Source organism: Streptomyces sp., assembly GCF_036566765.1.
In the GTDB taxonomy this organism is placed as follows: Bacteria; Actinomycetota; Actinomycetes; order Streptomycetales; family Streptomycetaceae; genus Streptomyces.
This window is the reverse complement of record NZ_DATCVQ010000762.1, coordinates 1-8,203: the sequence shown is the minus strand read 5'-3', so window position 1 is coordinate 8,203 and position 8,203 is coordinate 1. Positions and strand designations below refer to the sequence as shown.

Genomic DNA, 8,203 nt, shown 5'->3' with positions numbered 1-8,203 from the left:
TCTCCGCGGCTGCCAGCCAGCGGCCGTCGGGGAGGCGGTGGACGCCGGTGGCCGCGCCGATCTCCAGGTTCTGGCGGAAGCCGTGGCCGCGGGCCTCCAGGTCGGCGCGCAACGGGCTGTTCCACAGGCCCGGTTCGAGTTCCGTCGTGGTCTGGTTGCGCTGGCTGGCCCGGGGCGCGGCGATCGCGTCGACCAGCGGCAGGCCGCGGTCGAGTACGCCGGTCAGGGTCTGCAGCACGGTCGTGATGATGGTCGAGCCGCCCGGGGAGCCGAGCGCGAGCACCGGCCGGTCCGCCGCGTCGAGCACGATCGTCGGCGACATCGAGGACCGCGGCCGCTTGCCCGGACCGGGCAGATTCGGATCGTGGACCGCCGGGTTCGCCGGGGCGAACGAGAAGTCGGTCAGCTCGTTGTTGAGCAGGAAGCCCCGCCCCGGCACGGTGATCCCGCTGCCGCCGGTGGACTCGATGGTCAGCGTGTACGCGACGACGTTCCCCCACTTGTCGGCCGTCGTCAGATGCGTGGTGTTCTCGCCCTCGTACGTCGTCGGCGCGGCCTGGCCCGTCGTCCCGCACGGGGCCGGATCGCGCGGGTCGCCCGGCGCGAGCGGGCTGGTGAGCACCGCGTCGTCCCGGATCAGGCACTCCCGCGCGTCCGCGAACCGCTGCGACAGCAGCTCCCGCACCGGCACGTCCTCGAACGCCGGGTCGCCGACCCACCGGCCCCGGTCCGCGAACGCGATCCGGCTCGCCTCGATGTACCGGTGCAGGTAGTCCGCCTGCGAGGCCTTCGCCAGGTCGGTGCGCTCCAGGATGTTGAGCGCCTCGCCGACGCTGGTGCCGCCGGAGGACACCGGGCCCATCCCGTACACGTCGAGCCCGCGGTACGACATCTTCGTGGGGCGCCGCCGCTCCGTCCCGTACCGCGCGAGGTCGCGCTCGGTCAGGTCGCCCGAGCGGACCTTGCGGGTCGCTCCGTCCCGTACCGGGGGCGTCCGGACCGTGTTCACGATGTCGCGGGCCAGCGGGCCCCGGTAGAGCGCCCCGACGCCCTCCCGGCCCAGCGTGCGGTAAGTGCGCGCCAGGTCGGGGTTCTTGAACACCGAGCCGACGACGGGCAGTTGGCCGCCGGGCAGGAACAGTTCCGAGGAGGCCGGGAAGTCCCGGAAGCGGGCCTCGTTCGCGGCCGTCTGGGCGCGGAAGGTCGGGTCCACGGTGAAGCCGTCCCGGGCGAGCCGCTCGGCGGGTTCGAGCAGCCGGGACAGCGGCTTGGTGCCCCAGGCGTCGAGCGCGCTCTTCCAGGTGGCCGGGGTGCCGGGCGTCCCGACGCTCCGCCCGCTGGTCATCGCCTCGTCGAAGGCGATCGGCTTGCCGTCCTCCAGGAAGAGCGAGGAGTCCGCGGACGCCGGCGCGGTCTCGCGCCCGTCGATGGTGTGCACCCTGCGGGTCTTCGCGTCGTAGTACACGAAGAAGCCGCCGCCCCCGATGCCCGCGGAGTACGGCTCGGTGACGCCGAGCGCCGCCGCTGCCGCGACCGCCGCGTCCACCGCGTTGCCGCCGCGCCGCAGCACCTCGATTCCGGCCGCCGAGGCGTCGGCGTCCACGCTGGCCACCGCTCCCCCGTACCCGGCGGCGACGGGTTCCTTCACCGGGGCCGTATCGACGGCGGGAGCCGTCGGGGGCGCGGCCGCGCCCGCCGACAGAACCGTGCCGACGGTGGCGAGAACCGAGACATAACGTGCTGCGGAGCGACGCATCCGTACCTCCAGTCAACAACCGTCCGCGCAGCGTAACTTCCCGCCGCCGCCTCCGTCAGGACCGCGTCGGCGTGCGTCCCGTCCAGGCCCTCGAACACCGGTGCGCTCCCCCGCTACGATGCCCGCCGTGAACGAAGACCTGCGCAATGTCGTGCTCGGCGTGCTGGCCACCGGGGTCAGCGCGACCCTGGGCTGGCTGACCCGCACCTACCTCTGGCGCCGCAAACTCCGCCGCAAGCAGGCCTTCTTCGGGCTCCCCGGCGGCTCCGAGTGTCTGCTCGTCGTGAACCGCGACGCGACCACCGACGGCGCGGTACGCCGCTTCGACGTGTTCGCGCTCCTCGAGCTCGCCGCCCTCATCAAGGACTGCGGGGCGCACGCCCAGATCATCCAGCACGATCTCGCCCAGCAGGGCTTCGGCGAGCGCACCGAGTTCTGTCTGGGCGGCCCGGGGTCCAACCGCCGCATGGCCGCTCATCTCTCCTCGCTGCTGCCGGGCGTGAGCGTGATCATCCAGCGGGAGCCGTCGGCGGAGCGCAGCATGTTCCAGGTCGGCGCCGAGCGGTACCAGATGGAGCCGGGGTCGGCCGAGTACGTGATCCTGGCCCGGCTGACCGCCGGTGAGGGCGGCCGGCCGGTCTTCCTGTTCTGCGGACAGCGGGCCATCGACAACCAGGCGGCCACCCGCTACCTGGCCCGCCACCACGAGAAGCTGGCCCGGAAGTACGGCGCGAGCGGCTCCTTCGTCCTGCTCCTGAAGGTCGTCAACTCCCAGGCGTACGGCCCCGATGTGGTCGAGCTGATCGCCGACGTCACGCGCGAGGCGCGCACGGCTCCAGTCGTACCGGCAACGACTTGACGCCGTTGATGAAGTTGGAGACCAGCCGCCGGGGCGGCCCGGCGAGGGCGATGCCGGGCAGCACGGCGCGCATCTCCTCGTGGAGCACCCGCAGTTGGAGCCGGGCGAAGTGCGCGCCGAGGCAGACGTGCGGGCCGTCGCCGAAGGACACGTGCGGGTTCGGGCTGCGGCCGAGGTCGAGCCGGTACGGGTCGTCGAAGGCCCGCTCGTCGTAGTTGGCGGAGGCGTGGAAGACGACGACCTTCTCGCCGGCGGCGATCGGCACGCCGGCGAGCTCCGTGTCGCGCGTCGCGGTGCGACGGAAGGAGAGGACGGGCGGATGCCAGCGCAGCAGTTCGTCCACGGCGGTGTCGACCCCGACCTCGCCCGTCCTCAACCTCCGTTGCTCCTCGGGGTCTTCGGCGAGCGCGAGCAGGCCTCCGGGAGCGGCGCTGCGCACGGTGTCGTTGCCCGCGACGGTGAGCAGAAAGAAGAACATCTCCAGCTCGGCGTCCTGGAGCGGTGATGCGGCCAGCGCGGTCATGATGTCGTCGCCGGGCTCGCGGCGCTTGTATGCGGCGAGTTCCTGGGCGTACGCGAACATCTCGGCGAGCATCGCGGGCGAGCGGGGGTTCACCGGCCGGCCCTCGGCGTCGAGCACGGGCGGCTCGTCGGGGTCCTGGTAGGCGATGACGCGCTCGGTCCAGGTCAGCAACAGCCCGCGGTCGCTCGCCGGGACGCCGAGCAGGTCGGTGAGGTTGAGCAGCGCGTAGTCGTCGGTCACGGCGGCCACGAGGTCGATCTCGGGTCCGCTCTCGCGGGCGGCGCTGAGCAGCTCGCGGGCCCTGCGGCGCGCGGTGGCCTCGAAGCGCTCGATCCGCCCCGGGGTGAACGCCCGGCTGACGAGCCTCCGCAGCCTGCCATGCCCAGGAGGGTCCTGGTTGAGCATCATCCGCCGGATGAACGGCAGATCGGCCGGGTCGGGGTCGCGGATCTGGGTAGCCCCGAGGTACGAGGAGTACGTCTCGGCGTCCTTGAGGACGCGCACGACGTCGGCGTGCCGCGTGACGGCGAGGAACCCGGGCCCGGCGGGCCAGCCGAGGACCTCGTACTCGTCCTGCCGGGCGACGGGATGCCGGTCGCGCAGTACGCGGAAGGCCTCGTGCGGGAGTCCGGCGGCGTAGATCCGCGGGTCGAAGACGTCGGGCGGGCTGTCGTGGTCCACGCGGGACAGCTTGGTCGGCACGCGACCGCCCCGCAATCGTTACCGGCACGTAACTTACCGACCAGTTACCTCAGGTAAGGCATCCCGGTTACCGTCGGGTCACTTTGCACCGTCCCCACCGGTGACCAAGCGAGGAGCCGCACAGTGAGCCACCCCCGCACGCCCCTGCGTACCGCATCCGTCGGAGCGGTCTCGGCCGCTCTGCTCGCCGGGACCGCCCTCGGCACAGCGCCCGCCGCGCACGCCGCCGAGGCGGCCTCGACGCCGACCGTCCGCTTCGTCGACATCGCCGGCGACGGCGGCACCGTGCTCAAGGCGAACGTCGTCACCCCCGCCGGGGCCGACGGATCCGCCCGCTACCCCGTGATCGTGCTGCCCACCAGCTGGGCGATGCCCCAGATCGAGTACCTCGCACAGGCCACGAAGCTCGCCGACTCCGGGTACGTCGTGGTGAGTTACAACTCCCGCGGCTTCTGGCAGTCCGGCGGCGAGATCGAGACCGGCGGGCCGAAGGACGTCGCCGACGCCTCCAAGGTCATCGACTGGGCGCTGGCGAACACCCCGGCCGACCCGGCGAAGGTCGGCATGGCGGGCGTCTCGTACGGCGCCGGGATCAGCCTGCTGGCCTCGGCGCACGACGAGCGGATCAAGGCCGTCGTCGCGCTCAGCGGCTGGGCCGACCTGATCGAGTCGATCTACAGCGGCCGCACCCAGCACCGCCAGGCCGCCGCGCTGCTCGGCGGCGCCGGGTACCTCACCGGGCGTCCGGGCCCCGAACTCCAGGGGATTCTGAAGGACTTCCTCTCCTCGAACCTGGCGAAGGAACAGGAGATGATCGACTGGGGCCGCAAACGCTCCCCCGCGACGTACCTGGACCGGATCAACGCCAACGGCGCCGCGATCATGCTCGGCAACGCCTGGGGCGACACCATCTTCCCGCCCAACCAGTACGCGTCCTTCTACGAGAAGCTGCGCGGCCCCAAGCGCCTGGAGTTCCGGCCCGGCGACCACGCCACCGCCGAGGCCACCGGCCTGTTCGGGCTGCCCAACGACACCTGGACCAACGCCCACCGCTGGTTCGACCGCCATCTGAAGGGCGTCGACAACGGGATCGACCGCGAGCGTCCCGTCCAGCTCAAGTCGCGCTCCACGGGCGGCTACGAGGGCTACCCCGACTGGAAGTCGGTCGGCGCGAACGAGCGGAAGATCGCGCTCGGCGGCTCCCAGCGGATCTGGGCGAACGTCGACTCCGGCGCCAACGGCGGCGTCGTGCTGCTCTCCAACGTCCTCGACCAGTTCCTGAAGACCCCGCCGGTCGCCTCCGTCCCGCTTCTGCCCCGCGCCTTCGCGGGCGTCTGGCAGTCGGAGCGGTACGCCACCGCGCAGCAGGTGCGCGGCGCGGCGAAGCTGCACACCACGGTGACCTCGACCAAGGAGAGCGGCACCCTCGTCGCCTATCTGTACGACGTGGGCCCGCTCGGCCTCGGCAAGCTGGTCTCCAACGCCCCGTACACCTTCCACGGGAAGACCCCGGGCGAGCCGTTCGCCGTCGACCTGGAGCTGTTCGCCACGGCCTACGACGTGCCGGCCGGCCACCGGCTCGCCCTGGTGGTCGACACCGTCGACCCGCTCTACATCGAGCACAACCCGACCGGCGCGCAGCTGACCTTCTCCTCCCCGGCGGCCGACCCGTCGTACGTGTCGGTCCCGCTGCGGGAGGAGTGATCACCGGCTGACGCCGGGCAGGATCGACGGCCATACGCTGCCCCTACCCCCTTTTCCGCCAGTGTCGAGTCAGCGCAAACTATCCGGCGCATAACGGGACTTAAGGGGCGACACGCATAAAGGGGGTATAAGCCGTATTTACGGCAAAGAGGCGGCCGGGGCTCAGCTCTCGGCCGCCTCCGCGTACATCTGCGACAGCTCGGGCGAACCGGTCATCGCCCAGTCCAGGCCCGCCTCCACGACGTTGATCTCCCGGCCGGAGGGGAGCCGCACCATCGGCTGGCCGCCCGGCCAGACCCCCCACCGCGCCCCCGGCACCGTCCGCACGATGACCGTGCCGAGATACAGGCCGGCGTCGTTCCCGATCCAGGGCAGCTCCTCCGGATCGTCCCGCCAGCGCGGCGGCAGCTGGTCGATGAGCTCCAGCGAGCGCGGCGTGTCGTCGAGCATCACCCCGGCCTGCGCGACCCGGGCCCGCAGCAACTCGCACTCGGCCAGCAGCTCCGCCACCCCCTCGGGGTCACGAGCGAATGCGGAGGCGAGCGAGTCGTCCCGCTCCTCTCCGTGCCGTCGGCGCCACGAGTCCAGGAAGGGGATGTCCATCAGTCCAGCGTCGCATTCCGGGGCCCGGCGCACCACAGGGCGCGCGGGGCCCGGCGGGCCGGAACGATCAAGCCGCTCAGACCTCCAGGTCGACGACGACCGGCGCGTGGTCGGAGGCGCCCTTGCCCTTGCGCTCCTCGCGGTCGACGTAGCTGTCCTTCACCGCGTCCGCGAAGGGCTTGTTGCCGTACACGAGGTCGATGCGCATGCCCTTGTTCTTCGGGAAGCAGAGCTGGCGGTAGTCCCAGTACGTGAACGGCTGGTCGTACTTGAGCGGGCGCGGGACCACGTCGCCCAGGCCCGCCTCGCGCAGCCCGGCAAGCGCGGCCCGCTCGGGCGCGGTGACATGCGTGGCGCCCTCGAACTCGGCGATGTCCCAGACGTCGTCGTCGGTCGGCGCGATGTTGTAGTCGCCGAGCACCGCGAACGGGCGGTCGGCTGCCGCGTCCTCGGCGACGGCGCCCTTGAGCGCCTCCAGCCAGCGCAGCTTGTACGCGTAGTGGTCGTGGGCGACCTCGCGGCCGTTCGGCACGTAGACCGACCAGACCCGGACCGGGCCGCATGTGGCGGAGATCGCCCGGGGCTCCTGCACGCCCTCGTAGTCGGGTCCGCCGGGCAGGCCGGTGACCACGTCCTCCAGGCCGACCTTGGACAGCAGGGCGACGCCGTTCCACCGGCCCGTGGCGTTCACCGCAGACTCGTAGCCGAGCTCGCGCAGCTCGTCGGCGGGGAACTGCTCGGCGGTGCACTTGGTCTCCTGGATGCACAGCACGTCCGTGCCGGTGCTCTCCAGCCAGGCGAGCAGCCGGGGCAGGCGGGCGGTGATCGAGTTGACGTTCCAGGTGGCGATGCGCATGAGCGCAAGCCTAACGGCGGGGTGTGACAGTCACCCTGCCGCTCACAGCTCGGCGGACTCCCCCGGGGCCAGCCGGCCGTGGTCGGCCCCGCCGAGGGCGCCGATCTGGTTGTCGTAGATCGGCCGGGCGAGGTCGGTGAGCAGGGCGTCGTGGACGTCGAAGGCCCGGCGCGGCTTCACCTCGCGCACGTAGTCGATGACCTCGGAGATCTTGTTCCACGGGGCCATCACCGGCAGCAGCAGCGTCTCCACCGGGTGGTCGGGAACGGTGAGGGCGTCGCCGGGGTGGAAGACCGTGCCGTCGACCAGGAAGCCGACGTTGGTGATCCGCGGGATGTCCGGGTGGATCACCGCGTGCAGCTCGCCGTGCACCTGCACGTCGAAACCGGCCGCGGTGAACGTGTCGCCGTGCCCGACGGTGTGCACCCGGCCCGGGAAGGCCGCCGAGATCTTCTCGGCGACGCTCCGCAGCGTCCAGATCTCGGCCGCCGGGTTGGCCTCCAGGCCGGCCCGCAGCCGCTCCTCGTTGAAGTGGTCGAGGTGCTCGTGCGTGACCAGCAGGACGTCCGCGCCGACGGCGGAGTCCTCCTCGCTGAAGGTGCCCGGGTCGATCACGAGCGTGCGTCCGTCCTTCTCCAGACGGACGCAGGCGTGGGTCATCTTCGTCAGCTTCACGGAACTCCACCTCACGGCGACACGGTCGGGCCTCGGGCAAGATCGCCCCCAGCCTACGCCTGGGGCGTGGTCTCCTCCCGGACGGCCTGCTGCATCACGCGCAGCGCCGAGTTGGCGGCCGGCATCCCGCAGTAGACCGCGGTGTGGATCAGGATCTCCCTGAGCTCCTCGGGCGTCAGGCCGTTGCGGAGCGCGGCACGGGTGTGCCCGGCCAGCTCCTCCAAGTGGCCGCCGGCGATCAGCGCGGTGAGGGTGACGGTGCTGCGGGTGCGCCGGTCCAGGCCCTCGCGGGACCACACCTCGCCCCAGGCGTACCGGGTGACCAGGTCCTGGAAGTCGGCGGCGAAGGCGGCGCCCTCGTCGAGGACCCGGTCGACGTGCGCGTCGCCGAGCACCTCGCGCCGCAGCTTGAGCCCGGCGTCGTACGGGTCGGGGCGCACCGGGCCCGCGGGCTCGCCCGCCGAGGCGGCCGAGGCGGACGGCGCGGTCGCGACGGCGTCGGCGGGAAGGACCGGCGCGGCCGCC

At 72.2% G+C, this 8,203-nt stretch carries 8 protein-coding genes; 2 read left to right on the top strand and 6 right to left on the bottom strand.

Annotated elements, in window-relative coordinates:
- The coding region (gene ggt, locus VIU94_RS44125) for a gamma-glutamyltransferase (protein WP_331921288.1) at positions 1–1,756 on the bottom strand (1,756 nt) is incomplete at its 3' end.
- 127 nt (positions 1,757–1,883) lie between these two features.
- Between ggt and VIU94_RS44120 the strand changes: the two genes are divergently transcribed.
- Positions 1,884–2,615 (top strand): hypothetical protein, encoded by a 732-nt coding sequence (locus VIU94_RS44120; RefSeq protein ID WP_331921286.1) that lies wholly within the window; start codon positions 1,884–1,886, stop codon positions 2,613–2,615.
- Here the strand turns inward: VIU94_RS44120 and VIU94_RS44115 are convergent.
- Positions 2,569–3,819, bottom strand: a complete 1,251-nt coding sequence (locus tag VIU94_RS44115) for a cytochrome P450 (RefSeq protein WP_331921284.1) — start codon at positions 3,817–3,819, stop codon at positions 2,569–2,571. The two genes, VIU94_RS44120 and VIU94_RS44115, sit on opposite strands and share 47 nt — an antisense overlap.
- 144 nt (positions 3,820–3,963) lie before the next feature.
- Between VIU94_RS44115 and VIU94_RS44110 the strand changes: the two genes are divergently transcribed.
- Entirely contained in the window at positions 3,964–5,544 is a 1,581-nt protein-coding gene (locus tag VIU94_RS44110) for an alpha/beta fold hydrolase (protein WP_331921282.1), read from the top strand.
- Positions 5,545–5,706: 162 nt separating this feature from the next.
- On the opposite strand, the gene VIU94_RS44105 is transcribed toward VIU94_RS44110, so the two are convergent.
- From VIU94_RS44105 to VIU94_RS44090, 4 genes are all read right to left on the bottom strand, one after another.
- Entirely contained in the window at positions 5,707–6,147 is a 441-nt protein-coding gene (locus VIU94_RS44105) for a DUF6278 family protein (protein WP_331921280.1), read from the bottom strand.
- A 76-nt stretch (positions 6,148–6,223) separates the two neighbouring features.
- Positions 6,224–7,003, bottom strand: coding sequence for an exodeoxyribonuclease III (locus VIU94_RS44100; RefSeq protein ID WP_331921278.1), 780 nt, complete (start codon positions 7,001–7,003; stop codon positions 6,224–6,226).
- Between the two features lie 42 nt (positions 7,004–7,045).
- Positions 7,046–7,678, bottom strand: coding sequence for an MBL fold metallo-hydrolase (locus tag VIU94_RS44095; protein WP_331921276.1), 633 nt, complete (start codon positions 7,676–7,678; stop codon positions 7,046–7,048).
- A gap of 53 nt (positions 7,679–7,731) precedes the next feature.
- On the bottom strand, positions 7,732–8,203 hold a 472-nt coding region (locus VIU94_RS44090), incomplete at its 5' end, for a carboxymuconolactone decarboxylase family protein (RefSeq protein ID WP_331921274.1).